We start from the raw sequence: 24,224 nt of genomic DNA, 5'->3' as shown, positions 1-24,224 counted from the left end.
CAAACGCCGAGTCGGCGACCAGGCGGTCAGGAGCTGGCGGCGTAGGTGTTCTGGGCGGGCTGGCCCTGGGCGCCGATCGGGCCGCGCTTGCTCCCGTCGACGGTGATCTGGAGGCCGCCGTCGGAGGACTGCACCTGGACCGGAGGGGTGGCCTTGAGCGACTTCTTCTGGCCGTAGGCGAGGTCTCCGGTGAAGACCACCTCGCCGGCCCCGTCGCGGACCACCACGTGAGCGCCGCCGTCGGCCGCGTCGAGCAGCAGCGGGACGGCCGGGCCGAGGTCGGCCTTCTGCGACGGGGAGCCGTTGAGCACCGGCTTGCTGTCCAGCGAGACCGGGCTGTCCATGATCAGGCGGGCGATCGACCAGGCCAGCACGAGCGCCATCACGGCGGCGACCAGGATCGACCAGTTCGGGCCGCCGCGGGTGCCGCGGATCGGTCCGTCCGGGCCGGTCGCGAGCTCGGCCTCGAAGACCCGGCGCGCGTCGATGGGAGCGTCGGCGTACCGCTCGTCGTACACCGCGAGCAGGGGTGCCGCGTCGACGCCGAGGACCCGCGCGAGGGTGCGCAGGTGCCCGCGGGCGTAGAAGTCGCCGCCGCACGGCACGAAGTCGTCGACCTCGATCGACTCGATCACGTGCGGTCGGATCCGGGTCCGCTCGGCGAGCTGGTCCACGGTGAGGTGCAGGCGGGTCCGAGCGGCCGCGAGCTCCGGCCCCACGACCGGGTCGGCGACCGGCTCCGCCGGCTCGTCGATCCAGTCCGGCTGCCAGGTCGAGGTCTCGTCCAGCTCGGCCTCGGCGTCGAACGCCGGGCGCAGCTCGGCGGCCTCCGGGAGCAGCGGGCGGGTGTGCTCGCCCTCGTCGGTCGGGTCCAGGCGCAAGGCCGCGGCGCCCTCGAAGCGGACCTCGGCGCGGGTGCCGGCGACCGGGTCGCGCAGCGGGAGCGGGGTCGCGCTCGCGACGATCGGCTGGGTGTGCTCGGGCTCGGGAGTGAGGTCCGGGGTCGGCTCGGGCTCGACGACCTCGTCGGCGACCGGCTCGTCCTCGGCCTGCTCCGGAGCCGGGCGGCGGAGCAGGCCGGCGAGCCGGTCGATGCCGCGGGCCAGCGTCGGTCGCGGGTCCGGCAGGACCGGGTGCTCCTCGTGCTGCTCGTGCTCCTGGACCTCGTCGTACTGCTCGACGTCGTCCGAGAGGTCACCCTCGAAGGCGTCGTCCTCGAAGGCGTCGTCCTCGAACTGGTCGTCCGGCACGATCTCGGCCACCCGCTCCGGGTCGCCGGCCAGCCCGACCAGCGCGGCGCCGAGGTCGTCGCCGGCGCCGGTGACCTTGGTCGAGAGGCCGAGCACGATCGCGAACGGCGAGCCGTGCAGCCGTCGGGCGAGCGCGACCTGACGCCGGCCGGCGCCGTCGAGGTCGGCGAGCAGCGTGTCGGGGTCGTCGGCGACCAGGGTCAGGCGGCCGTCGCGGAGGAGACCGCGGCGCGGCTCGATCTCGACGCAGTCGATGTCGTGCCACGGCACGCCGCGCCAGGTGCGCCCCAGGCGCAGCCGGACGCCGTGGGCGTCGGCCACCAGGAGCGGCGTACGCGCGTCGACGAGGGCGGTGAGGTACGCCGCGGCGAGCAGGCCCATGGCCAGCGCGACGGCGGCGTCGAGCCAGGAGCCGCCGCCCAGGGCGCGACCCAGGTAGGCGATGCCGACGCCGGCGGCGACGATGCCGACGCCCGCCGCGAGGGCCGCGTTGCGGTGCACCTCGACGGCGCCCTCCGGCGCGAACCCGTCGCGGTCGTCGTCGGTCTCGTGGATCTCGGGTGCGCTGAGGCTGCTCACATCTCCCCCTGGAGGGTCGCGATCACGGAGTCGAGCTCGTCGGGCTTGAGGAGGACGTCGCGTGCCTTGGACCCCTCGCTGGGCCCGACCACGCCGCGGCTCTCCATGATGTCCATCAGGCGTCCGGCCTTGGCGAAGCCGACGCGGAGTTTGCGCTGCAGCATCGAGGTCGACCCGAACTGCGTGGAGACCACCAGCTCGACGGCCTGGATGACCAGGTCCATGTCGTCGCCGATGTCGTCGTCGAGCACCCGGTCGCTCTTGGCCGGGGCCGTGACGTCCTCGCGGTACGACGGCTCGAGCTGGCCCTTGCAGTGCTTGACCACCTGGGCGATCTCGGCCTCGGTGACCCAGGAGCCCTGGACGCGCACCGGCTTGGAGGCACCCATCGGCAGGAAGAGCCCGTCGCCCTGGCCGACCAGCTTCTCCGCGCCCGGCTGGTCGAGGATGACCCGGCTGTCGGCCAGGCTGGAGGTCGCGAACGCCAGGCGCGAGGGCACGTTGGCCTTGATCAGGCCGGTGACCACGTCGACCGACGGGCGCTGGGTGGCCAGCACCAGGTGGATGCCCGCCGCGCGCGCCAGCTGGGTGATCCGGACGACCGCGTCCTCGACGTCGCGCGGGGCGACCATCATCAGGTCGGCCAGCTCGTCGACGATGACGAGGAGGTAGGGGTAGGGCTCGAGCTTGCGCTCGCTGCCCAGCGGCACCTCGACCTTGCCCGCCCGGACGGCCTTGTTGAAGTCGTCGATGTGGCGGAAGCCGAAGTTGGCGAGGTCGTCGTACCGCATGTCCATCTCGCGGACGACCCAGGCCAGCGCCTCGGCGGCCTTCTTGGGGTTGGTGATGATCGGGGTGATCAGGTGCGGGACGCCCTCGTAGGCGTTCAGCTCGACCCGCTTGGGGTCGACCATGATCATCCGGACCTCGTCGGGCGTGGCCCTCATCAACACCGACGTGATCATCGAGTTGATGAAGCTCGACTTGCCGGAGCCGGTGGCGCCGGCGACCAGGAGGTGCGGCATCTTCGCCAGGTTGGCGACCACGAAGCCGCCCTCCACGTCCTTGCCGAGCCCGGCGATCATCGGGTGGGGGTCGTTGCGGGCCGTGTTGGAGCGGAGCACGTCGCCGAGGGAGACGATCTCCTTGTCCAGGTTGGGGATCTCGACGCCGACCGCCGACTTGCCGGGGATCGGGCTGAGGATCCGCACGTCCGCCGAGGCGACGGCGTACGCGATGTTCTTCTGGATGTTGGTGATCTTCTCGACCTTGACGCCCGGGCCGAGCTCGACCTCGTAGCGGGTGACCGTCGGGCCGCGGGTGTAGCCGGTGACCTGGGCGTCGATCGAGAACTCCTCGAGCACCTGGGTCAGCCGGTCGACGACCTCGTCGCTGGCCTTGGAGCGCGCCTTGTGGGGCGAGCCCGGCTTGAGGGCGTCGCTGGTCGGGAGCGAGTAGACGATGTCGCCGGACAGCGCGAGCTGCTCGACGCGGGCCGGGAGCGGGCTGTGCGGGGGCGGCTCCAGGTCGCCCTTCTCCGCGGCCGCGTCCGCCTCGACGTCGAAGACCGGCTCGGCGACCTCGGTCGGGGCGTCGGCGAAGATGTCGAGACCGTCGTCGGTGGTCTCCAGACGCTTCTTGCGCTTGCGCATCTCGCGGTCCGCGAGGACCGGGCTGTCGTAGGCCGGGTCGCCCATCTCGGGGTCGATCTCGTCGTCGGCGGCCTTCTTGCGACGGCTCCGCGACGGCGCGGGCTCCTCCTCCGGCTCGGGCTCGACACCGAGCAGGTGGTCGCGCAGCGCCGCGAGGCGCTCCGGGACCAGGTAGAGCGGGGTGGCGGTGATGATCAGGACGCCGAAGAAGCCGACCAGCGCGAGCAGCGGCACGACGACGTACGCCGAGCGGAGCAGGTCGAGCAGCAGGCTGGCGACGACGTACCCGACGGCGCCGCCGGCGGCGCGCAGGTCGGTGGTGTCGCCCATGACCGGCTGCGGGTTGCCGTCGGCGATCTGGACGATGCCCAGGACGCCGAAGGACAGCGCGGCCCAGCCGACGACCTGGCGGCCGACGGGGCCGTTGGCGTCGGGGTGGCGCATCGTGCGCCAGCCGACGTAGAGGAGCGCGAGCGGGACGACGAAGCCGACCTTGCCGACCGAGCCCTGCACGATGGTGCGGAAGGTGTCCATGAAGGAGCCCGGCAGCTGCCACCAGACGGCGGCGGCGACGATCACGGCCAGGCCGAAGAGCGACAGGCCGATGCCGTCGCGGCGGTGCTCGGGCTCGAGGTCGCGCGCGGTGTGGCCGATGCTGCGGGCGATCGCGCCGACGCCGTGGGCGATGGCGAGCCAGACCGCGGCGAGGCCCCGGAAGACCAGCGTGAAGAACCGGGAGACCGGCCCCGGTCCGTTGCGGACCGCGCGCGGCGCGGGCCGGCGGCTGGCCGACTGACGGCTCGCCGGCTTGCGCTTGGCAGCGCTCGACTTCTTCGCGGCGGTCGTGCCGCGCGAGGAGCTCGAGGCAGGCTTGCGCCGGGGGCTGGTACTCCGGGATCGGGAGGTCGAGGTGCTCCGGCCGGTGCTGCGGGTCGTGGTGGTGCTCGACTTGGCACTGGACGAGGACGTGCTCTTGCTCCGCGACCCCGGCGGGGAAGACGTACGGGTCGCCATGGTCACCACCCTACGCAGGGGTCACTCCAGTCACACGTATCACAGGAGTGCGTGTCTCGGCCGCGGGTGTTACACCGGCCGGCGCACAACCCTGGCGCCGGGACGACGAAGCTTCATCGTCCCGGCGAGAGTTTCATCGGCCGGCCGATGAAACTCCCGCAAGAGCCGTCAGGCCTCGATGACCACCGGGACGATCATCGGACGGCGGCGGTGGGCGCTGCTGACCCACCGGCCGATGGTGCGACGCACGGTCTGCTGGAGCTGGTAGGTGTCGGTGTTGCCCTCGGCGATCGTGCGGTTGAGCGCGTCGATGATCGGCTGCTTGATCTCCTCGAAGTCGGCGACGTCGAGGGCGTTGCCGCGTGCGTGGATCTCCGGGCCGGCCGCGACCTTGCCGCTGACGGAGTCGACCACCACGATGATCGAGATGAAGCCCTCCTCGCCGAGGATCCGGCGGTCCTTGAGGTCGGACTCGGTGACGTCGCCGACCGAGGAGCCGTCGACGAAGACGTAGCCGCACTCGACCTTGCCGGCGACCTCCGCCACCCCGTCGACCAGGTCGACGACCACGCCGTCCTCGGCGATGACGACGTTCTCGACGCCGGTCGCGCGGGCCAGCTCGCCGTTGGCGAGCATGTGCCGGATCTCGCCGTGCACCGGCAGCACGTTGCGCGGCTTGACGATGTTGTAGCAGTAGAGCAGCTCGCCGGCGCTGGCATGGCCGGAGACGTGCACGAGCGCGTTGCCCTTGTGGACCACGCGGGCGCCCCAGCGGGCCAGGCCGTTGATGACGCGGTAGACGGCGTTCTCGTTGCCCGGGATCAGGCTCGAGGCGAGCAGGACGGTGTCGCCCTCCTCGATGTGCACGAAGTTGTGGTTGCGCTGCGCGATCCGGGACAGCGCGCTCATCGGCTCGCCCTGGGACCCGGTGGAGATCAGTACCTGGCGCTCGGGCGGCAGGTCGGCGAGCTCCTTGGCCTCGACCAGCACCCCGGGCGGCACCCGGAGGTAGCCGAGGTCGCGGGCGATCGCCATGTTGCGGACCATCGAGCGGCCGACGTAGGCGATCTTGCGGTCGTGGGCGACGGCGGCGTCGATGACCTGCTGCACGCGGTGCACGTGGGAGGCGAAGCAGGCGACGATGATCCGCTGCGAGGACTCCCGGAAGACCTGGTCGATGACCGGCGTGATGCTCTTCTCGGTCGGGGTGAAGCCCGGGGTCTCGGCGTTGGTGGAGTCGGTGAGGAAGAGGTCGACGCCCTCCTCCCCCAGCCGCGCGAAGGCGCGCAGGTCGGTGATCCGGCCGTCGAGGGGCAGCTGGTCCATCTTGAAGTCGCCGGTGTGGAGCACCATCCCGGCCTCGGTGCGGATCGCGACCGCGAGCGCGTCGGGGATCGAGTGGTTGACCGCCACGAACTCCAGCTCGAAGGGCCCGAACCGCAGCCGGTCGCCCTCCTTCACGACGTGGTGGACGGTCTCGCGGAGGCGGTGCTCGCGCAGCTTGCTGTCGAGCAGCGCCAGGGTGAGCTCCGAGCCGACGAGCGGGATGTCCTGCCGCTCGCGGAGGAGGTACGGCGTCGCCCCGATGTGGTCCTCGTGACCGTGGGTGAGCACCAGCGCCTCGACGGTGTCGAGCCGGTCCCGGATCGACGACCAGTCCGGGAGGATCAGGTCGACGCCGGGCTGGTGGTCCTCGGGGAAGAGGACGCCGCAGTCGACGAGCAGCAGCCGACCGGCGTGCTCGAAGGCGGTCATGTTGCGGCCGACTTCGCCGAGGCCGCCGAGCGGCGTGACGCGCAGGCCTCCCTCGACGAGCGCGGCGGGTGCGGACAGCTCGGGGTGCGGGTGACTCACAGGAGACCCGCCTCGGCGAGGCCGGCGCGCAGCGCGGTCACCTCGTCGTCGTCGAGCGGCACCAGTGGCGATCGGACGTTGCGGTTGTCGAGCACGCCGAGCAGCTCGAGCGACGCCTTCGCCGTCGTGGCGCCGTAGTTGGGCACGCCCATCACGGCCTCCATCGCCGGCAGCAGCCGCTGGTACGTCGCGAGCGCGCCGGCCGGGTCACCGGCCAGGAAGGTCTCGATCATCGATGCCAGCTCCTTGCCGGCCGCGTGGCCGACGACGGAGACGAGGCCGCAGGCGCCGTGGGCCAGGAAGCCGAGCGTGTTGATGTCGTCGCCGGAGTAGACGGCGTAGCCCATGCCGGCGAGCTTGGCCGCCCGCGGCATGTCGCCGACGGCGTCCTTGACCGCGACCACCGGCTCCCAGCCGATCATCTCGGCGTAGGACTCCAGCGCGATCTGGCTGCCGGTGCGGCCCGGCACGTCGTAGAGCATGACGGGCAGCTCGGCGACGTCCACGACCTGGCGGAAGTGGTGGAGGATGCCCTTCTGCCCGGGCTTGTTGTAGTAGGGCGTGACGAGCAGGATGCCGTCGGCGCCGCGCTCGCGGGCCTGCCGCGCGAGGTAGGTCGAGGTGGCGGTGTCGTTGGTGCCGACGCCCGCGACGAGCTTGACGTCTGGGCCGACGGCGTCGCGGACCGCCGCGAGGGTCTCGCCGTCCTCCTCCTTGGTGGTGGTCGGCGACTCGCCGGTGGTGCCGGAGACGACGAGGCCGTCGTGGCCGTGGGCGACCAGGTGCTTGGCCACCTTCTGCACCCCGTCCAGGTCGAGGCTCCCGTCGGCGGCGAACGGGGTCGCCATCGCGGTGAGCATGCGGCCGAAGGGCGCAGCGGGGGCAGACGTCATAGGGGTCAGGTTATCGCTCACCCGACGTGCGGCATGACCTCGGTCGCGACGAGTCGCAGGTGGTCGAGGTCGGCGAGGTCGAGGAACTGCAGGTAGACCCGCTCGGCCCCGGCCTCGGCGTACGCCGCCAGCGTCTCGATCGCCTCCTCCGGGGTGCCCGCGACGCCGTTGGCCCGCAGCTCGTCCGCCTCGCGCCCGATGGCGGCGGCTCGGCGCTCGACCTCGGCCTCGTCGGCGCCGACGCAGACGACCAACGCGTTGGACCAGCGCATCGTGGCCGGGTCGCGCTCCTGCCGCTCGCAGGCCTCGCGGACGCGGGCGAACTGGGCGGTCGTCGTCGCGACGTCGACGAACGGCAGGTTGAACTCGTCGGCGTACGTCGCGGCCAGCGCCGGCGTGCGCTTCTTGCCGAGCCCGCCGATGAGGACCGGCGGCTTGGCCTGCGTGGGCTTCGGCAGCCCGGGGCTGTCGGCCACCTGGTAGTGCTCGCCGTCGAAGGAGAAGCCGCCCTCGGTCGCCCAGAGGCCGGTGATGATCGCGAGCTGCTCCTCGAGACGGTCGAACCGCTCCCCCGTGCCCGGGAACGGGATGCCGTACTTCGTGTGCTCCTGCTCGAACCACCCGGCCCCGATGCCGAGCTCGACGCGGCCGCCGCTCATCTGGTCGACGTTCGCGACCGAGATCGCGAGCGGGCCGGGCAGCCGGAAGGTGGCGCTGGTCATCATCGTGCCGAGCCGGATGGTGCTCGTCTCGCGAGCGATGCCGGCCAGCGTGATCCAGGCGTCGCTGGGCCCCGGCAGGCCCTCGGTGCCCATGCCGAGGTAGTGGTCGGACCGGAAGAACGCCCCGAAGCCGAGACGCTCGGCCTCCTGGGCGACCGCGACCAGGTCGTCGTACGCCGCTCCCTGCTGGGGTTCGGTGAAGACGCGCAGCTCCATGACCCCAGCCTGTCAGGTCGACCTACCCAATTTTGCGGGTGGGTGGCCCGCTGGTCCGTCACCGCCCGTGGGGGTGCCTATCGTCACGCAGATAGCCACTTCCGAGTTCTTCACCTCGTTCGTCGGCCGCAGGGAGCTGCTGACCGACGTGCGCGAGCACCTGAGCAGGAACCGGACCGTGACGCTGATCGGGCCGGGCGGCATCGGCAAGACCCGGGTGGCGATCCGGGTCGTCGAGCTCTTCCGGCAGGCCCGGGCCTACCCCGACGGCACCTGGGTGGTCGCGCTCGAGGACCTGACCACCGGCGGGCTCCTGGTCTCGGCGGTCGGGGACGCGGTCGGCCTCCAGATCCCCGACGCCCCGCACGCCGTGACCACGCTGACCGACTTCGTCGCGGACCGGCGGGCGCTGCTGCTCCTCGACAACTGCGAGCACCTCTACCGGGAGGTCGGCGACCTGGTCCAGCGGATGCGCGCGGCGTGCCCCCACCTGTCGGTCCTCGTCACCAGCCGCCGCCCGCTGCTGATCAGCGGCGAGGACGTGGTCACCGTCGCGTCGATGACCACGCCGGGGCGACGGTCGCGGGACGTCGACGACCCGGAGGCGCTGGGCCACTACGAGGCCGTCCAGCTCTTCGTACGTCGCGCCCGGGCGGCGTACTCCCCCTTCACGCTCACCGAGGCCAACGCCGGCGCGGTGGCACGGCTGTGCACCGAGCTCGACGGCAATCCGCTGGCCCTCGAGCTCGCGGCCAGCCGGATCCGCGTCTTCACGCCGCAGGAGATCCTCGAGCGGCTCACCGACCGGTTCGGGGTGCTCAACGCCGGCTTCCAGGACGTGCCGGACCGGCACCGCTCGCTGCTCGCGTGCGTGGAGTGGTCGCACAGCCTCTGCTCCCCGGCCGAGCAGCTGCTCTGGGCGCAGGTCTGGGTCTTCAAGGGCGGCTTCTCCCTGCTCGACGCGGAGAGCGTGTGCACGGCGATCGGGCCGGCGCCCGACGAGGAGGGGCCCCTGGTGGACCTCATCGGGTCGCTGGTCGACCAGTCGGTGCTGGTCGCCGAGGCCGACGCGTCGGGCGGCTCGCGCTACCGGATGCTGGCCGACATCCGCGAGTACGGCCGCGGCGTGGCCCGCTCGTCCGGGACGGAGGCGGGCCTGCGCGAGCGGCACGTGCGGTGGTGCGGAGACCTGGCCGCGCGGTTCCGGGCCACCTGGGCCGGCCCCGACCAGGCCCTCTGGCTGGCCCGGATCGAGACGGAGCGGGCCAACATCCGGGCGGCGCTGCACCACGGCTCGACGACCTCGGGGCTGGTTGAGGCGGCGCTGCTGATCGCCGCCGACCTCGACATGTTCTGGTCCGGGTCGGGTCGGCTGGGCGAGGCGCTCACCTGGTTCGGCGTGCTGCTGGACACCGGCGAGGGCTCCGACCTCGCCCGGGCCCGTGCCGCCGTCGGCGCCGCCCGCTTCGCCGTCCTGGTCGGCGACGGGCCGGCGGCCCGGGACCGGCTCTCGCTCGCCGCCGGGCTCGCGGTCGACGACCCGGCGACCCGCGGACGCGGTCTCATCCCGGCCGCCGTGCTGGCCGTGTGGGACGGCGACGCGACCACGGCCCGGACGAACGCCGACCGGGCCGTCGCGGCGCTCGACGGCACCGACGACCTGAGCGGCCTGATGCTCGCCTACCTGATGAGCGGGGTGGTCCGCTACGCCACCGGCGACCCGCGCGCCGCGGCCGCCAGCTTCGAGGCCTGCATCTCCGTCGCCGCGATCTGCGGGGACGGCTTCCTCCGCGCGTTCGCGCTCAACGGGCTCGGCGACGTCGCCTCGACCCGCCGCGAGCGGAAGCGGGCCGCGGAGCTCTACCGGCAGGCCCTGCGCATCAAGCACGGGCTCGGGGACCGGATGGGCATGGCCGTCGCCCTCGACTCGCTCGGCCGGCTCGCGGCCAGCGAGGGGCGGGGCCGTCGCGCGGCCCTCCTGCTCGGCGCCGCCGAGGGGATCTGGGACACGGTCGGGATGACCCAGACGGGCAACATCCTGACCCACACCCGAGCGCGGGAGCCGGGCATCGAGCCGGCGCGGGCGCTGCTGGGGAAGCGGGACTTCCGCGACCAGTTCCGGCGGGGGTCGCTGATCACGCTCGACCAGGCGGTGGACTTCGCCCTCGACCCCGACCGCGACGACCTGCCGGCCGAGGCGGCGCCCGGGGAGGCAGAGACGCACCCGCTGACCAAGCGCGAGCTCGAGGTCGCCGACCTCGTGGCCGAGGGACTCTCCAACCCGCAGATCGCGGACCGGCTGGTCATCTCGGTGCGGACCGCCCAGGGCCACGTCGAGAACATCCTGCGCAAGCTGGGCTTCAGCTCACGCTCCCTGATCGCGGCCTGGGTGGCCGAACGACGTCAGGTGGATCCTCGGACGTGACCCCGGGCGTGGTCCCGGAGGCTGCGGTCAGCTCCCGTTGACGTCGTCCGCGGCCGCGGCGTACGCCTTCTCGGCCTGCGGGTACGAGCCACCGTCGATCTTGTAGTGGACGTACGCGGTCGGGTCCTGCTTGTCGCGGTTGAACTGGATCGCCAGCGAGATGTCGTTGGCGCTCATGCCGGCCCGGACGCCGTTGTAGAACGTCGCGGCCGCCGCGTCGCCGTGCTCGAGCGAGAAGCCGAACTCACCGAGCGCCTTGGTCGGGCTGCCCCAGCCGAGGTACGTCGCGTTGGCGTCGAGGTGGTCGGAGAAGCTGCTGAAGAGCTTCGTGGCGGTCGTGGTCGCGCTGCCGTTGGTGGTCACGTAGGGGTCCCACGCGACCACGTCGGGTGCGAAGTCGAAGCCCGCCATGACCTGGTCGATCACGGAGAAGTTGCTCGAGAAGCCGCCGACCCAGTAGACGAGCTTCACGTCGGGCGCCACGGCGGCGGCGCGCGCGGCGAAGACGTTCCACGCCTTCGCGTAGGTCGCCGGGTCCCGGTCGCTGGAGTTGGTCAGCACGTTCTGCGCGCGCTTGACCTCCCACTCGTGGGTGAAGGACACGTAGACGGTCGCGCCGCTGGCCTTGCCGGCCGCGGCGATCTTCTGCGCGGACTTCAGGTCGCGGTCGACCCAGTTGGTGATCGTGCTGGCGTCCCGGTTGGCGATCAGGCCGATCTGGCCCGGCGTCGACTTGGTGTCGAAGTCGAGGAAGACGTCGGTGCCGCGCTGCACCCGGGCGGTCTCGTAGGACTCGTTCGGGGCCTGCGTCGTGTAGTACGAGCTGGTCACCGCCGGCGCCTCGCCGTACGTGCTCTGGTAGCTGGCGTCCGGGGCCTCGCTGGGGTTGCCGCGGTACATGCCCAGCGCCGCGCCGGTCTGCTGGACCGGGGTGGACGGGGTGCTCGGCGTCGTGGGCGTCGTGGGGGTGGTCGGGTCGGTCGGGTCGGTCGGGGTGGTCGGGTCGGTCGGCGTCGTCGCGGACGTGTCGACCGTGACCGACTTCTTGACCGAGGTGGTCGCACCCTTGTTGTCGGTGACCTTGAGGCGCACCGAGAAGGTGCCGGCCTCGTCGTAGGTGTGCTCGGCCTTGCGGCCCTTCGCCTTGGTGCCGTCGCCGAAGGTCCAGGCGTACGACGCGATGGTGCCGTCGGCGTCCTTCGAGGCGGAGGCGTCCACGGCGGCGGTGAGGTCGTCGCGGGTCGTGGTGAACGTGGCCTTCGGCGCCGCGTTCCGCTTCTTCTTCTTGTGCTTCGCGGCGGCCGTGCTCGAGGCGGGGGCGGTCGCGGCGTCAGCGAGGGTCGGGAGGACGCCGCCCGCGAGGGCGGCGGTGGTCGCGAGGCTGGCCGTGAGGAGGGCCGCGCGGCGTGCGTTGATGCGGGTCATGAGGAGTCTGGTGATCCTGCCGTCGGGGGTACGGACGCGCGACCCGGCCACAGGGCACGGGTCGCGATGGGACCCAGATTGCCGACCGATCACGTCCGTTTACATCGGCCGGGTGGCGGGTGTCCTTACCCATTTCCGGGTACGGGTCGGCCTACGGGTATCGGACCTGATCCGTCCGAAGTGTGAGTCGCCTCACAGGCGCTCGGCGGCGCGGACCAGGAAGACCCGCTCGTACCCCTCGTGCTGCTCGCGTGCCGTCTCCAGCCAGTCCGCGGCGGCGTACGCCGGGAAGAACGCGTCACCGGACGGCTCGAGGTCGACCCGGGAGAGGACCATCTCGTCGGCCCGCGGGAGCAGGGCGGCGTACACCTCTCCCCCGCCGGCGACCATCAGCTGGCCGGGGAGCTCCGCGGCGAGCGTCAGCGCCTCCTCGACCGAGTGGGCGACCAGCACCCCGTCGGCGGACCAGGCCGGGTCGCGGGTCAGCACGATCGTGGTGCGGCCGGGCAGCGGGCGACCGATCGACTCGTAGGTCGTGCGCCCCATCAGCAGGGTGTGGCCGAGCGTGAGCTCCTTGAAGAGTGCCTGCTCGCCCGGGACCTTCCAGGGGATGTCGGGGCCGTCACCGATGACGCCGTTGCGGGCGACGGCCGCCACCAGGACGACCCGCTTCATACCGCGATCGGCGCCTTGATGCCCGGGTGCGGGTCGTAGCCCTCGACGGCGATGTGCTCGAGGTCGAAGGCGTCGAGCTCGGTCACCGACGGGTCGAGCACCAGCGTCGGCAGCGGGCGCGGCTCGCGGGTGAGCTGGAGCTGCGCCTGGTCGAGGTGGTTGAGGTAGAGGTGCGCGTCCCCGAGCGTGTGCACGAAGTCGCCGACCTCGAGGCCGGTCACCTGGGCGACCATGTGGGTGAGCAGGGCGTAGGACGCGATGTTGAACGGCACGCCGAGGAACACGTCGGCCGAGCGCTGGTAGAGCTGGCAGCTCAGCCGGCCGTCGGCGACGTAGAACTGGAAGAACGCGTGGCACGGCGCGAGCGCCATGTCGGGGATGTCGGCGACGTTCCAGGCCGAGACGATGAGCCGGCGGGAGTCGGGATTGGCGCGGATGTCGGCGACGACCTGCTTGATCTGGTCGATGTGCCGCCCGTCCGGGGTCGGCCAGGAGCGCCACTGGTAGCCGTAGACCGGGCCGAGGTCGCCGTTGTCGTCCGCCCACTCGTCCCAGATGGTGATGCCGCGGTCCTGCAGCCACTTCACGTTGGTGTCACCGCGCAGGAACCACAGCAGCTCGCCGAAGACCGAGCGGGTGTGGATCTTCTTCGTGGTCACCAGCGGGAAGCCGGCCGACAGGTCGAAGCGCATCTGGTGGCCGAAGACCGAGCGGGTGCCGGTGCCGGTGCGGTCGCCCTTCTCGACACCCTCGTCGAGGATCCGCTGGAGGAGGTCGAGGTACTGCTGCACGCCCCGAGCCTAGACCTCAGAGGGCGACGGTCCCGGCAATCGTCGTGCGCGTCTCACCACCGACCCAGACCTCGCCGTCGACGAGCGCGACCTGCACCCGGCCGGCCCGCTGGAGGACCGTGCCCTGGGCGGCGACGTACGACGCGGGCAGGGTGGTGCCGGCCAGCCACTGCCCCAGACCGGCGTTGAGGGAGCCGGTGACCGGGTCCTCCGGGATGCCGAACTGCGGGCAGAACGCCCGGACCTCGACGTCGGCGGGCCCGCCTGCGGGGTGCGCGCCGACGACGCCGATCTTGAGGTCGCCGAAGAGCGACCAGTCGGGGCGCAGCCCGAGGACCGTCTCGGCGTCGCGAAGCAGCACGCCGACCCAGCCCGGGCCGTTGTCGATCCAGGCGCTGTCGAGGAGGTCGCCGCGGGCGACGCCGAGGGCCGCGGCGATGGCGGCGAGGTCCTCCTCGGACACCGCGCCCGACCGCATCAGCGGCGGCGCCTGGAAGGAGAGGCCGCCCTGCCCGTCCGAGGCGCGACGAATGGTCACCAACCCCGCGCCGCACTCCTGGACCACGTCCGTGCCGCGCGGGTGGCCGCCCGCCTCGAGCCACGCGTGCGCGCTGCCGAGGGTCGGGTGCCCGGCGAAGGGCAGCTCGTCGCCAGGGGTGAAGATCCGCAGCCGGTAGTCGGCGGCCGGGTCGGTCGGGGTGAGCAGGAACGTCGTCTCCGACAGGTTCGTCCAGCGCGCGAAGGCCGCCATCTCCTCGTCGGTGACGCCGTCGGCGTCGTGCACCACGGCGACCGGGTTGCCGCGCAGCGGCTCGCTGGAGAAGACGTCGACCTGGCTGAAGCGCATGGGTCGCACGCTAGCGACACCGCCGGCTCAGTGCGCCAGGAGCGGCTCCCCGCCACCCAGCTGGACGACGGCGGCGTCGGTGCACCGGCCGTTGATGGAACAGGTACGCAGCAGCCCGCGGGGCTCGTAGGTGCCGTCGCCGGCAGCCGTCTCCAGGTCGTCGACCTCGGCGACGAGGTACACGACCGAGCTGCCGTTGCCGAAGGCCGCGTCGAGCGCCACCTCGTTCGGTCCGAGCCCGGTCGGCACCCGGCTCCCGGACCGGACGTTGTAGAGCAGCGGCCGGAACGCCCCGAGCGGGAAGTCGCCCCCCGGCTGCCGGGTGACCACGTAGACGCCCCCGTTGGAGAGCTCCGCCCCGAGTCCCGGCCGCCGGTACTCGACGCTGAAGAAGGGCTGCACCAGGTCGATCCGCGTGCCGACCTGGTAGGCCCGGGTGGCCGCGGCGATGTCGAGGAGCTGGAGCGGCGGCTGGCTGACGATCGACTGGTCGGACGGCTTCCAGCCGAAGGTCCGGCCGTCCAGCCGGTAGTAGACGGTGTCCTGGTCGATCGCGATGGGAAGCGCTCCGCGGGGCGGCGCTCCGGGAGGCGAGGCGATCGTGTCCGAGGAGACGTCGGCGGCGACCAGTCCGGCGTCGCTGTCCACCCACGCGACCAGCCCGCTCGCCCGCGACCCGACCAGCGAGCCGCCGGGGTCCAGGTGTCCGAGCAGCCGCCGGTGGCCGTCCGCGTCGACGAAGGCCACCACGCCGCCGGTGTCGGCGTAGACCGCGCCGCCCGCCACGTCGACGAGGTCGGTCAGGTGCGGCAGCTCGAGGCTGGCCGCCTGGAGGTGGAGGACGCCGTCGGCGAACCACGCGAGGTCGACCGGGTTGGGGGTCCGGGTGACCGGCACCGCCGCGAGCCCGCCGCCGTCGGTGTCCTCGTGCCTCGGCCTGGTGTCCAGCCAGGTGATCAGCCCGATCCCCACGGCCGCCGCGGCGATGACGCCGACGACCAGGCGTACCCGGCGACGCCGGGCCTCGCCTGCGCCGGCGACGATCGCGTCGTACGGCGCGGCCGGCACCTCGATCTCCTCGCCCGCGAGCCGGAAGGCGTCGTCGGAGGTGAGGCTGCGGCTCTCCAGCCCCGCGGCCTCGGCGACGCCGGTCAGGTCGAGCTGGGCGCGGGCCCGGATGCCGCGGCCGGCGACCTCGGCCACGCTGATCCCCAGCAGCTCGGCGACCTGGACCTCGTCGAAGCCGGTGACCCGGGCCAGCACCAGCACCTCGCGGGCCTCGGGACCGATCCGGACGAGCTCGGTCGTGAGGGCGGCGAGCACGCTGCCCGGGTCGCCGGACGACACCGGGCGCGCGGCCGCGTCCGGGTGGCCGAGGCCGTGCTGGACCTCGGTGAAGACCTGGGTGTCCAGGTCGTCCTCGCTGCACAGCCGTCGCCACGCCGCGTAGCACCGCACGAACCCGCCCCGGACCCGGTCCTCCGCGACCGGCTGCGGCTGTCCCAGCAGCACCAGGGTCCGCACCAGCACCGGCCAGCGAGCGGCGAGGTAGGCCGCGAAGTCGGTGTCGTCCCTGGTCACGGCCGGCGGCCGCTCTAGGGGTGCAGCGACATCGGCCCGTAGACGAGCCGGTCGTGCTCGAACAACGTGACCGCGTCGACCCCCTCGGCGGCCAGGTCGGACCAGGTTTCCCCGACCCACGACTCCGCGTCGGCCTGGCTGGCGAAGCGCTGCCCGGCCAGCTCCCCGACCACGTCGACCTCGACCCCGGCGGAGTTCTCCAGTCGCCACGACCACGGCCGCTCGGCCGGGGTCGGCGGGCGGAAGGTGGGAGGTTGCTCGGGGAGGTTCACGGTCTAGAAGGTAGTCGGAGTGCCTCGGCCGTCGCGAGCGTCGCCTCCGGTGCGTGCCTGGCAAGGCGGAGGAGGGAGGCGGGACGGAGTCCCGGCGACTGACGACGACGACGTCCAGGTGCGTGCCGGAGCGGCGCGCAGCAGGCCATGGGCGCTCCGACTGCCTTCCTAGGACTCTCGCACGGACGGGTCCACGAACGGTGGCTTCGTGAGCTGGAAGATCTCGCGTCGACCCCGGATGTCGACGCCGACCTCGGCGTCGGCCGCCACGAAGGACGGCACGAGCGCGAGCCCGATGCCCTTGCGCAGCGTCGGCGAGAACGTGCCCGAGGTGACCTCGCCGAGCAGGACGTCGGGGGTCAGGCTGACGCTCATGTGCGGGCGCGGGATGCCGCGTCCCGTCGCGACCAGGCCGCGCAGCACCCGGGCGGGACCCTCCTCGCGCTCGGCGACGAGGACGTCGCGGCCCCAGAAGGCGTCCTTGCCCCAGCCGACGGCCCAGCCGAGCCGCGCCTGGACCGGCGTGACGTCGAGCGAGATGTCCTGGCCGTGCAGAGGGTAGCCCATCTCGGTGCGCAGCGTGTCGCGGGCGCCGAGGCCGCACGGGAGGATGCCGTACTGCTCCCCCGCCGCCAGGATCGCGTCCCACAGCGCGCCGGCGACCGCGACCGGAGCGACCAGCTCGTAGCCGCGCTCACCGGTGTAGCCGGTGCGGCAGACGACGACCGTCTCCCCGTCGTACGGCGCTTCCGCGAACGACATGTAGTCGTGACCGGTCGGCAGGCCGAGCGCGTCGAGGACCTCGTCGGACCTCGTGCCCTGCACGGCGAGCACCGCGAAGTCGCGGTGCCGGTCGGTGACCGTCACCCCGTCGGGGGCGCCGGCCGCGAGCCGGCGGACGACCTCGGCGGTGTTGGCGGCGTTGGGGATCAGGAAGACCCGGTCCTCGTCGTACAGGTAGGCGATCAGGTCGTCGACGACGCCGCCGGTCGCCTCGTCGCAGCACAGCGTGTACTGCGCCTGACCCGGCCCGATCCGGCCGAGGTCGTTGGTGAGCGTGCGGTTGACGTACGCCGCGGCGCCGGGTCCCTCGACCACGGCCTTGCCGAGGTGGCTGACGTCGAAGACGCCGACCGACTCGCGGACCGCGGTGTGCTCCTTGACCACGCCGGAGGGGTACTCCAGCGGCATCTCCCAGCCGCCGAACTCGGCGAGCTTCGCGCCGAGTGCGTGGTGCCGGTCGGCGAGGGGTGACTGGAGGAGCTCGGCCATAGCGGGAACCTATCCCAGCCCGACTATCCTGCCCCGGTGACCTCGTACACCCTGCGCAGCGCCAGTCCCGCCAAGACCCGATGCGACGCCGTGGTCGTGGGGGTGCTGCAGACCTCCGACGGTCCGGAGCTCGCACCGGGAGGCGAGGACGTCGCGAAGGCCTACGGCCGCAAGCTGCGCCCGCTGCTCTCGACCCTCGGCGTGACCGGCAAGTCCGGCGACGTGGTGAAGGTCCCCACGACCGGCACCCTCTCCTCGCCGCTGCTCGTGCTGGTCGGCCTCGGCAGGCAGGTCACCCCGTCCGCCGTACGCCGCGCCGCGGGCGTGGCCGCCCGGACCGTCGCCAACGCCGCGTCGGTGGCGATCGCGCTGCCCGCCGACGGACCCGACCAGGTCCGCGCCGCGACCGAGGGCTTCCTGCTCGGCGGCTACACCTTCACGACGTACAAGTCCGGCGCGGCCAAGAAGGACGCGGACAAGAAGGCGCCCGGCGAGGTGGTCGTGCTCAGCGGCACCGCCCGCCGCAAGGACACGATCGCCGCCTTCGAGGCCGCCCAGGTCGTGGCCCGCGCCGTCGCCACCACCCGCGACTGGGTCAACACGCCTCCCGGCGACCTGCGGCCGCCGGCCTTCGCCGATGCCGTCGTGGCCGCGACCAAGGAGGTCACCAAGGGCCGCGGCGCGCCGAAGATCGGCATCACCGTCCACGACGAGAAGCAGCTCGCCGAGCTCGGCTGCGGCGGCATCCTCGGCGTCGGCCTCGGCTCGGACGCGCCCCCGCGACTCGTCGAGCTCACCTACGCGCCGAAGGGCGCCACCAAGCACGTCGCCCTGGTCGGCAAGGGCATCACCTTCGACTCCGGCGGCCTGTCCATCAAGCCGGCCCAGAGCATGCACGAGATGAAGTCCGACATGGCCGGCGCCGCAGCGGTCGTCCAGGCCACGCTCGCGATCGCCGAGCTCGGGCTGCCGGTCAAGGTCAGCACCTTCGTCCCGATGGCCGAGAACATGGTGTCCGGCACTGCCATGCGCCCCGGCGACATCCTCACCATGTACGGCGGCACCACGGTCGAGGTGCTCAACACCGACGCCGAGGGCCGGCTGATCCTCGGCGACGCGCTGGTCCGGGCGACCGAGAAGAAGCCCGACGTGATCATCGACGTCGCCACCCTGACCGGCCACATGGTCGTCGCGCTCGGTGACCGGGTCAGCGGCGTGATGGGGTCGACCGACATCGTCGACGCGGTCGTCGCCACCGCCGACGCGGCCGGCGAGGAGATGTGGCCGATGCCGATCCCCGAGTCGATGGTCGAGCGCGTGCACAGCAGCAAGATCGCCGACCTCGCCCAGCACGACTGGATCCGCTGGGGCGGCGGGCTCTACGCCGGCGCGTTCCTGCGCGAGTTCACCGGCGGGCTGCCGTGGGCGCACCTCGACATCGCCGGGCCGTCCTTCAACTCCGGCGGCCCGTGGGGCCATGTGACCCCCGGCGGCACCGGCGTCGCCGTGTCGACGTTGGTCGACTACGTGCGATCGCTGGCCTGAGCCTGACCTACAGGCCGCCCTCGAGCTTCTTGCGGCGGTTGTAGTCGCGCATCCGCTGCGGGACGCCGACCACCGCGGCGTCGTACGACGGGATCTGCTGCTTGTTGCAGAACTCGTGCGCCCACTTGGCCGACGGCACCCGGCGCCGGGTCCACTCGCCGTCGTGCGCGACCAGCAGCAGCGTCACGTCGCTGACCGCGGTGCGCGGCTCGACGAACCCCTCGACGCCGCGCCGCTCGGCGACCCAGGCGAAGAGGTGGTCGAGGTCGAGCGAGTCGGCGGCGCGCACCCGGGTCGAGCCGGTGCGGGCGGCGTTCCGCGCGGGCGCGCTCGTCTTCGGCCCACGCCGGAACCGGTCCATCCATGCCATGGGGACAAGTGTGCCGTGCCCACCCACGACCCCGCCGGAGGTTGGGCTACTGACCCGTAGGAGGCCGGTGTGGACACGTTGCGCCGAAGTGGAAGGATGGGGCCGTGGCCGATCCCGACTTCGACGTGCTCATCCTCGGTGCCGGCTCCGGCGGCTACGCCTGTGCCCTCCGGGCCGCCCAGCTCGGCCTCAAGGTCGGGCTGGTGGAGAAAGGCAAGCTCGGCGGCACCTGCCTGCACGTGGGCTGCATCCCGACCAAGGCGCTGCTGCACGCCGCGGAGGTCGCCGACCAGACCCGCGAGGCCCCCTCGTTCGGCGTCCAGGCGACGCTCGAGGGCATCGACGTCCCGGCCGTCAACGCCTACAAGGACGGCGTCGTCTCGCGGCTCTTCAAGGGCCTCGCCGGCCTGATCAAGGGCCGCGGCATCACGGTCATCGAGGGCGCCGGCCGGCTCACCGGACCGCGTGAGGTGACCGTCGACGGCACCGCCTACACCGGCAGGCACGTCGTGCTCGCCTCCGGTTCCTACTCCCGCTCGCTGCCCGGCCTCGAGATCGACGGCGAGCGCGTCATCACCTCCGAGCACGCGCTCCGGCTCGACCGGGTGCCCGCGTCGGTGGTGGTGCTCGGCGGCGGCGTGATCGGCTGCGAGTTCGCCAGCGTGTGGCGCAGCTTCGGCGCCGACGTCACCATCGTCGAGGCGCTGCCCCGGCTCGTCCCGGCCGAGGACGAGGCGTCCTCGAAGGCGCTCGAGCGGGCCTTCCGCAAGCGCGGCATCGTCTTCCGCACCGCCACGCCCTTCCAGAGCGTGAAGGCCACCGACACCGGTGTGGCCGTGACCGTCGAGGGTGGCGACGTGATCGAGGCCGAGCTGCTGCTCGTCGCCGTCGGCCGCGGCCCGGTCACCGAGGGGCTCGGGTACGACGAGCAGGGCGTCGCGATGGACCGCGGCTTCGTCACCACCGACGAGCGGTGCCGCACCAACCTCGACGGCGTCTACGCCGTCGGCGACATCGTCCCCGGGCTGCAGCTGGCCCACCGCGGCTTCCAGCAGGGCATCTTCGTCGCCGAGGACATCGCCGGGCTCGCGCCGCAGCCGATCGACGAGGCCGGCATCCCGCGGGTCACCTACTCCCACCCCGAGGTCGCCTCCGTCGGCCTGACCGAGGCGGCCGCGGCGTCGACGTACGGCGCCGACGGGATCGAGTGCATCACCTACGACCTGGGCGGCAACGGCAAGAGCCAGATCCTCAAGACCCAGGGCTTCGTGAAGCTCGTCCGGCGTACCGACGGTCCCGTCGTCGGGGTCCACCTGGTCGGCGACCGGGTCGGCGAGCTGATCGGCGAGGCGCAGCTCATCTACGGGTGGGAGGCGTACGCCGAGGACGTCGCCCCGCTCGTGCACGCCCACCCCACCCAGAACGAGGCTCTCGGCGAGGCGCACCTCGCGCTCGCCGGCAAGCCGCTGCACGCCCACTCCTGATACACCTGAACCAGACCGCACCCGAAGCGAAGGAAGTCCATGGCCACCGAAGTCAACCTCCCGGCACTCGGCGAGTCCGTCACCGAAGGCACCGTCACCCGCTGGCTCAAGCAGGTCGGCGACACGGTGGCGGTCGACGAGCCGCTCCTGGAGGTCTCCACCGACAAGGTCGACACCGAGATCCCCTCCCCCGTGGCGGGCACCCTCCTGGAGATCAAGGCCAACGAGGACGACACCGTCGAGGTGGGCGCGGTCCTGGCCGTGATCGGTGACGAGGGCGAGTCGAGCGGCGGTGGCGAGGCTGCCGCCGAGCCCGAGCCCGAGCCGGAGCCCGAGCCGGAGGAGGAGAAGGCCGAGGAGCCCGCGGCCGCCGAGGAGCCTGCCCCCGCGGCCGAGGAGGCCGAGAAGCCGGCCGCCGAGGCGAAGCCGTCCGGCGGGTCCGGTACGCCGGTCACCCTGCCCGCGCTGGGCGAGTCGGTGACCGAGGGCACCGTCACCCGCTGGCTGAAGTCGGTCGGCGACGACGTCGCGGTCGACGAGCCGCTGCTCGAGGTCTCCACCGACAAGGTCGACACCGAGATCCCCTCCCCCGTGGCGGGCACCCTCCTCGAGATCAAGGTCGAGGAGGACGAGACCGTCGAGGTCGGTGCCGAGCTCGCCGTCATCGGCGACCAGGGCGCCGCGCCGGCCCCCGCTGCGCCGCAGGAGAAGGCCCCCGAGCCGGAGCCCGAGCCCGAGCCGGAGCCCGAGCCCGAGCCCGAGCCCGAGCCGGAGCCCGAGCCGGAGCCCGCTCCGCCGGCCGAGGAGAAGAAGCCCGAGCCGACGCCCGCGCCGGCCGCACCCGCGGCTGCGCCCGCCGCCCCCGCTGCGGCCTCCGGCGACGAGGGTCCCGGCTACGTGACCCCGCTGGTCCGCAAGCTGGCGACCCAGCACGGCGTGGACCTGGCGTCGGTGACCGGCAGCGGTGTCGGTGGCCGGATCCGCAAGCAGGACGTCCTCGACGCGGCGCGCTCGCAGCAGGCGGCCCCGGCCGCTGCTGCCGCCCCGGCGGCCCCGGCCGCGGCGACCTCCACCGCCCCGGCGCCGGTGACCCCGTCGCCGCTGCGCGGCAAGACCGAGAAGATCTCGCGGCTGCGCAAGATCATCGCCGAGCGGATGCGCGAGTCGCTGCAGACCAGCGCGCAGCTCACCCAGGTCGTCGAGGTGGACGTCACCAAGATCGCCCGCCTCCGCGAGTCGGTGAAGGACGACTTCTTCGCCCGCGAGGGCGCGAAGCTGACCTACCTGCCGTTCTTCGCCAAGGCCGCGATCGACGCGCTCAAGCAGCACCCCGCGCTCAACGCCACGATCGACATGGAGGCCGGCGAGGTCACCTACTTCGACCGCGAGCACGTCGCCTTCGCCGTCGACACCGAGAAGGGCCTGCTCACCCCGGTGGTCAAGGACGCCGGCGATCTGTCGGTGGCCGGGCTCGCGAAGAAGATCGCCGACGTCGCCGAGCGCACCCGCACCAACAAGATCGGCCCGGACGAGCTCTCGGGCGGCACCTTCACGATCACCAACCTGGGCAGCTTCGGGGCGCTCTTCGACACCCCGATCATCAACAAGCCCCAGGTCGCGATCCTCGGCCCCGGTGCCGTGGTGAAGCGTCCCGTGGTCATCGACGACCCGAACCTCGGCGAGACCATCGCCGTGCGCTACATGGTCTACCTGGCCCTCACCTACGACCACCAGCTGGTCGACGGCGCCGACGCCGGCCGCTTCCTGCGTGAGGTCAAGCAGCGCCTGGAGGCCGGTCAGTTCGAGGTCTGATCCCCGCCGTACGCCGAACCGGCGCCGACTCGCCCACGGGTGGGTCGGCGCCGGTCCTGCATTTCGGGCGGGCCTCGCCCGGACCTCGGGGGCACTCCTGGCACCTCGGGGGCGTTGCAACACCCCCGAGGTGCCGGAATCCCCGGTCCACCGGGTATCCATGCAACCGGCACCCGGCCGGCCCACCCACGCCCGTGACAGGGTGGGCCCATGAGCGCGAAGACGGTCGTGATCGGCGGGGCGTCGGGGTTCCTGGGGCGCCACCTGGCGCAGGAGCTGATCGGGCGCGGCCACAGCGTGGTGGCGCTGACCCGGCGGCCCACGTCGTCGCCGGACGAGTCGACCTGGGACCCGTACGCCGGGGTCTACGACCGCGACGTGATCGAGGGCGCCGACGTCGTCGTCAACCTCGCCGGCGCACCGACCGTCGGCAACCCCCACTCGCCGAGATGGGCGCGCGAGCTGCGCGAGAGCCGGGTGACCACCACCGGGGTGCTCGCGCAGGCGGTCGCGGACAGCGAGCGCCGGCCCGCGTTCCTCGCGGGCAACGCCCTCGCCTGGTACGGCGACCACGGTGACGACCCGGTCACCGAGGAGTCGGAGAGCCGCGGCGACAGCTTCATGACCGGCGTCTGCCGCGAGTGGCAGGACGCCGCGCAGCCGGCGGTCGACGCCGACGCCCGGGTCTGCTTCCTGCGGACCTCCGTGGTCATGGATCGCGACAGCTCCCCCCTCAAGCAGCTGCGCCTGCTCACCCGGCTCGGCCTCGGCGCCCGCCTCGGCGACGGCCGGCAGCGGATGGCGATGGTCAGCCTCCGCGACTGGGTCGGCGGGGTCGTCCACCTCGTCGAGCACGACGACGTCAGCGGGCCGGTCAACCTCTGCAGCCCGCAGACGCCCACCAACGCCGAGTTCACCGACGCGCTCGCCCGGGCGCTGGACCGCAAGGCGTTCCTGGTCGCGCCGGCCTTCGCGATCCGTCTCGGCGCCGGCAAGATCGCGGGCGAGGTCCTCGGCTCGGTCGATCTGCGGCCTACCGTGCTCGAGGGCGCGGACTACGCCTTCCACGACCGCACCGTCCACGAGGTCGTGCGGGCGGCTCTCAGCTGACGGCGCTGGCGACGGAGGCGACCAGCCACTCCCCCGACACCCGCCGCAGCACCAGCGTGTGCGCGGTCGGCCGGTCGGCAGGCAGCGCGTCCCCACTGGGTACGACGGACCCGACCACCACTCGGTCCACGACGTCGACCACGAAGCGCTCGCGCGTCCGCGAGCGCACCGACACCGACAGCAGCTGCGTCTGCATCCCCTCGACCCGCAGCCCTCGCGCCCGCCAGGCCCGCAGCATCGCCACATCCGCCCGCCCGGCCGCCGACCCGGGCAGGTAGAGCGCCCGGAGACCGGCCACGTCGCCCGCCGACCAGGCCGCCGACCGGCGTACGTCCCACGCGTGCAGCACGTCCGCGGCGGCCACCTCCGGCCGGGTCGCCGGGGTCGGGTCGAGGAGCAGCGCGAGGGCGAGCAGCAGGTGCATGACCTGGTCCT

At 72.9% G+C, this 24,224-nt stretch carries 19 protein-coding genes; 5 read left to right on the top strand and 14 right to left on the bottom strand.

The window, feature by feature from the left end:
• Positions 1-26: 26 nt before the first annotated feature.
• The 5 genes from K8U61_RS19490 to K8U61_RS19470 form a co-directional block, all read right to left on the bottom strand.
• Complete coding sequence (locus K8U61_RS19490) at positions 27-1,829, bottom strand: helix-turn-helix domain-containing protein (protein WP_224124724.1); 1,803 nt, start codon at positions 1,827-1,829, stop codon at positions 27-29.
• Positions 1,826-4,495 carry an FtsK/SpoIIIE family DNA translocase gene (locus tag K8U61_RS19485; RefSeq protein WP_224124723.1) on the bottom strand — a complete coding sequence of 890 codons (2,670 nt, stop codon included), beginning with the start codon at positions 4,493-4,495 and terminating at the stop codon, positions 1,826-1,828. The genes K8U61_RS19490 and K8U61_RS19485 overlap by 4 nt, the downstream gene beginning before the upstream one ends.
• A gap of 168 nt (positions 4,496-4,663) precedes the next feature.
• Positions 4,664-6,349, bottom strand: coding sequence for a ribonuclease J (locus K8U61_RS19480; protein WP_224124722.1), 1,686 nt, complete (start codon positions 6,347-6,349; stop codon positions 4,664-4,666).
• The gene (gene dapA, locus K8U61_RS19475) at positions 6,346-7,242 is read right to left on the bottom strand and encodes a 4-hydroxy-tetrahydrodipicolinate synthase (protein ID WP_224124721.1); all 897 of its coding nucleotides are present in this window, start codon (positions 7,240-7,242) and stop codon (positions 6,346-6,348) included. Before dapA ends, K8U61_RS19480 begins: the two co-directional genes overlap by 4 nt.
• Before the next feature lie 17 nt (positions 7,243-7,259).
• Complete coding sequence (locus K8U61_RS19470; RefSeq protein WP_224124720.1) at positions 7,260-8,180, bottom strand: LLM class F420-dependent oxidoreductase; 921 nt, start codon at positions 8,178-8,180, stop codon at positions 7,260-7,262.
• A 178-nt stretch (positions 8,181-8,358) separates the two neighbouring features.
• Here K8U61_RS19470 and K8U61_RS19465 point away from each other — a divergent pair, with 178 nt between their 5' ends.
• Complete coding sequence (locus K8U61_RS19465) at positions 8,359-10,605, top strand: ATP-binding protein (protein ID WP_224124719.1); 2,247 nt, start codon at positions 8,359-8,361, stop codon at positions 10,603-10,605.
• 27 nt (positions 10,606-10,632) lie between these two features.
• Here the strand turns inward: K8U61_RS19465 and K8U61_RS19460 are convergent, their stop codons facing one another.
• From K8U61_RS19460 to gcvT, 7 genes are all read right to left on the bottom strand, one after another.
• On the bottom strand, positions 10,633-12,030 hold the full coding sequence (locus K8U61_RS19460; protein ID WP_224124718.1) for a PKD domain-containing protein: 1,398 nt from the start codon (positions 12,028-12,030) through the stop codon (positions 10,633-10,635).
• A 192-nt stretch (positions 12,031-12,222) separates the two neighbouring features.
• On the bottom strand, positions 12,223-12,705 hold the full coding sequence (locus tag K8U61_RS19455) for a dihydrofolate reductase (protein WP_224124717.1): 483 nt from the start codon (positions 12,703-12,705) through the stop codon (positions 12,223-12,225).
• On the bottom strand, positions 12,702-13,496 hold the full coding sequence (locus K8U61_RS19450) for a thymidylate synthase (protein ID WP_224124716.1): 795 nt from the start codon (positions 13,494-13,496) through the stop codon (positions 12,702-12,704). The genes K8U61_RS19455 and K8U61_RS19450 overlap by 4 nt, the downstream gene beginning before the upstream one ends.
• 16 nt (positions 13,497-13,512) lie before the next feature.
• Complete coding sequence (locus K8U61_RS19445) at positions 13,513-14,343, bottom strand: PhzF family phenazine biosynthesis protein (RefSeq protein WP_224124715.1); 831 nt, start codon at positions 14,341-14,343, stop codon at positions 13,513-13,515.
• A gap of 27 nt (positions 14,344-14,370) precedes the next feature.
• Positions 14,371-15,924 (bottom strand): hypothetical protein, encoded by a 1,554-nt coding sequence (locus K8U61_RS19440; RefSeq protein ID WP_224124714.1) that lies wholly within the window; start codon positions 15,922-15,924, stop codon positions 14,371-14,373.
• 14 nt (positions 15,925-15,938) lie between these two features.
• Positions 15,939-16,196, bottom strand: a complete 258-nt coding sequence (locus K8U61_RS19435; RefSeq protein WP_372454309.1) for a hypothetical protein — start codon at positions 16,194-16,196, stop codon at positions 15,939-15,941.
• Positions 16,197-16,364: 168 nt separating this feature from the next.
• Positions 16,365-17,468, bottom strand: coding sequence for a glycine cleavage system aminomethyltransferase GcvT (gene gcvT / locus K8U61_RS19430; protein WP_224124713.1), 1,104 nt, complete (start codon positions 17,466-17,468; stop codon positions 16,365-16,367).
• Between the two features lie 36 nt (positions 17,469-17,504).
• On the opposite strand from gcvT, the gene K8U61_RS19425 reads away from it, so the two are divergent.
• Positions 17,505-19,013 (top strand): leucyl aminopeptidase, encoded by a 1,509-nt coding sequence (locus tag K8U61_RS19425; RefSeq protein WP_224124712.1) that lies wholly within the window; start codon positions 17,505-17,507, stop codon positions 19,011-19,013.
• Between the two features lie 7 nt (positions 19,014-19,020).
• Here the strand turns inward: K8U61_RS19425 and K8U61_RS19420 are convergent, their stop codons facing one another.
• Positions 19,021-19,383 (bottom strand): hypothetical protein, encoded by a 363-nt coding sequence (locus K8U61_RS19420; protein WP_224124711.1) that lies wholly within the window; start codon positions 19,381-19,383, stop codon positions 19,021-19,023.
• Between the two features lie 104 nt (positions 19,384-19,487).
• Here K8U61_RS19420 and lpdA point away from each other — a divergent pair, with 104 nt between their 5' ends.
• The 3 genes from lpdA (at position 19,488) to K8U61_RS19405 (ending at position 23,789) form a co-directional block, all read left to right on the top strand.
• The gene (gene lpdA, locus K8U61_RS19415) at positions 19,488-20,867 is read left to right on the top strand and encodes a dihydrolipoyl dehydrogenase (protein ID WP_224124710.1); all 1,380 of its coding nucleotides are present in this window, start codon (positions 19,488-19,490) and stop codon (positions 20,865-20,867) included.
• 39 nt (positions 20,868-20,906) lie between these two features.
• Positions 20,907-22,679 carry a 2-oxoglutarate dehydrogenase, E2 component, dihydrolipoamide succinyltransferase gene (sucB, locus tag K8U61_RS19410; protein ID WP_224124709.1) on the top strand — a complete coding sequence of 591 codons (1,773 nt, stop codon included), beginning with the start codon at positions 20,907-20,909 and terminating at the stop codon, positions 22,677-22,679.
• 210 nt (positions 22,680-22,889) lie between these two features.
• Entirely contained in the window at positions 22,890-23,789 is a 900-nt protein-coding gene (locus K8U61_RS19405) for a TIGR01777 family oxidoreductase (protein ID WP_224124708.1), read from the top strand.
• Here K8U61_RS19405 and K8U61_RS19400 read toward each other — a convergent pair.
• Positions 23,782-24,213, bottom strand: coding sequence for a hypothetical protein (locus K8U61_RS19400; RefSeq protein WP_224124707.1), 432 nt, complete (start codon positions 24,211-24,213; stop codon positions 23,782-23,784). The two genes, K8U61_RS19405 and K8U61_RS19400, sit on opposite strands and share 8 nt — an antisense overlap.
• Between the last annotated feature and the right edge of the window lie 11 nt (positions 24,214-24,224).

The sequence above is a fragment of the Nocardioides mangrovi genome (assembly GCF_020073815.1).
GTDB classification, from domain to species: Bacteria; Actinomycetota; Actinomycetes; order Propionibacteriales; family Nocardioidaceae; genus Nocardioides; species Nocardioides mangrovi.
Note: the sequence above shows the minus strand (reverse complement) of the source record. Positions and strands in the feature narration are given on the sequence as shown.